Source organism: Lactobacillus jensenii DSM 20557 (genome assembly GCF_001436455.1).
GTDB lineage: Bacteria > Bacillota > Bacilli > Lactobacillales > Lactobacillaceae > Lactobacillus > Lactobacillus jensenii.
The window spans coordinates 1-2,334 of record NZ_AYYU01000054.1 but is presented as its reverse complement, the minus strand read 5'-3'; the positions used below and the strand labels follow the sequence as shown (position 1 = coordinate 2,334).

General features: G+C 39.0%; 2 protein-coding genes. Both read left to right on the top strand.

The genetic code is table 11. The features are described 5' to 3' along the window. The first annotated feature begins 185 nt into the window (after positions 1-185). Complete coding sequence (groES, locus tag FC45_RS07380) at positions 186-470, top strand: co-chaperone GroES (RefSeq protein ID WP_006588230.1); 285 nt, start codon at positions 186-188, stop codon at positions 468-470. A 43-nt stretch (positions 471-513) separates the two neighbouring features. Further along, the gene (gene groL / locus FC45_RS07375; protein WP_006585684.1) at positions 514-2,139 is read left to right on the top strand and encodes a chaperonin GroEL; all 1,626 of its coding nucleotides are present in this window, start codon (positions 514-516) and stop codon (positions 2,137-2,139) included. Positions 2,140-2,334 lie beyond the last annotated feature (195 nt).

The window sequence follows — 2,334 nt, the reverse complement described above, 5'->3', positions numbered from 1 at the left end:
TAAACTATCAACAGGAAAAATTATAGAACCACTAAATAGCACCTTTTTAGCACTCGAAGCAAAAAGGTGCTATTTTTTGCTTGCATCGAGAAGAAAAACATATTATTATAAGCATTGTAAGCTAGCACTTAGAAATTAAGAGTGCTAAAAATAAAATTGATAATTAAACATAGGAGGGACTAAACGTGTTACAACCTATTGGTGATCGCGTGATCGTAAAAGTTAAAAAAGAAGAAGAAGAAACTGTTGGCGGTATCGTCCTTGCTTCAAATGCTAAACAAAAGCCAACTGAAGGCGAAGTTGTTGCCGTTGGTAATGGTCTAGTTACTAGCGAAGGTAAGGTTTTGCCAATGACTGTTAAGGAAGGCGACCGCGTAGTATACGACAAGTACTCTGGCACTAATGTTAAGTACGATGGTGAAGAATACTTGGTCCTTCATGAAAAAGACATTTTAGCAATCGTAAAATAATTTAACTAAGAATTCAAACTAAGACGAAAAGGAGTCAGGCGTTATGGCAAAAGATATTAAATTTGATGAAAAAGCAAGACGCTCACTTTTAAAGGGTGTTGATAAGTTAGCTGACACTGTTAAGACTACATTAGGACCTAAGGGGCGCAACGTTGTTCTTGAAAAGAGCTATGGTGCACCAGAAATTACTAACGACGGTGTAACTATTGCTAAGGCAATTGAACTTAAGGACCACTTCGAAAATATGGGTGCTAAGCTTGTTAGCGAAGTTGCTCAAAAGACTAACGATATTGCTGGTGACGGTACTACTACTGCTACTGTTTTAACTCAAGCTATCGTTAACGAAGGTATGAAGAACGTAACTGCTGGTGCTAACCCAGTTGGTATTCGTCGCGGTATTGAAAAGGCAACTAAGGCTGCTGTTGATGAATTACACAAGATTAGCCACAAGGTTTCTGGCCGTGATGAAATTGCCCAAGTAGCTAGCGTATCAAGTGCTTCAGAAGAAGTAGGTAACTTGATTGCTGACGCTATGGAAAAGGTTGGTCACGATGGTGTTATCTCAATTGAAGAATCAAAGGGTGTTAACACTGAACTTTCAGTAGTTGAAGGGATGCAATTTGATCGTGGTTACCTTTCACAATACATGGTAACTGACAACGATAAGATGGAAGCAGACCTTGATAACCCATACATCTTGATTACTGATAAGAAGATTTCTAACATTCAAGATATCTTGCCATTACTTCAAGAAATCGTACAACAAGGTAAGTCATTACTTATCATTGCTGATGATGTTGAAGGTGAAGCATTACCAACTCTTGTTTTGAACAAGATTCGTGGTACTTTCAACGTTGTTGCAGTTAAGGCTCCAGGCTTTGGTGACCGTCGTAAGGCTCAATTACAAGATATTGCTGCTTTAACTGGTGGTACTGTAATTACCGAAGACTTAGGCTTAGAACTTAAGGACACTAAGATTGATCAATTAGGTCAAGCTGGTAAGGTAACTGTAACTAAGGATTCAACTACTATTGTTGAAGGTGCTGGTACTAAGGAAGCTATCGCTGAAAGAGTTGACTCAATTAGAAAAGAAATTGAAAACTCAACTAGTGACTTCGACAAAGAAAAGTTACAAGAACGTCTTGCTAAACTTGCTGGCGGTGTTGCAGTAATCAAGGTTGGTGCTGCTACTGAAACCGAATTGAAGGAACGTAAGTACAGAATCGAAGATGCCTTGAACTCAACTCGTGCTGCAGTTGAAGAAGGTTACGTTGCTGGTGGTGGTACTGCCTTAGTAGACGTTAAGAAGGCAATCACTAAGCTTGCTAGCGACAATGAAGATGAACAAACTGGTATTAACATCGTTTTACGTGCACTTAGCGCACCAGTTCGTCAAATCGCTGAAAACGCTGGTAAAGATGGTTCAGTAATCTTAGACCACTTAATGAGTGCTGATCCAGAAGTTGGTTACAACGCTGCAACTGACAAGTGGGAAAACATGGTTAGGGCCGGAATTATTGACCCAACCAAGGTAACTCGTTCAGCTTTACAAAATGCTGCATCAATCGCTGCATTACTCTTAACTACTGAAGCTGTAGTTGCTGAAATTCCAGAAGAAAAGCCAGCTGCACCTGCTAACCCAGCTGCAGGTATGGGCGGCATGATGTAAAAATCTAGCTTATAATTTTAAAGCTCTAGGACGTAGAAGTTCTAGAGCTTTTTATTTTGCAGAAAATTTTGGCATTTATTTTCGTATTTATAGATATAAGGAAAAATATAGGAGGAAAATGAATGCTAGAAGAGCAAAAGTACTATGGCTTTACAAATGATGAGATTTTTGGCAGTATTATGCAAAATAAACGTT

What these genes read in the sequence shown, in the direction of transcription:
- groL (WP_006585684.1), top strand. Translation starts at nt 514, where the DNA reads ATGGCAAAAGATATTAAATTTGATGAAAAAGCAAGACGCTCACTTTTA.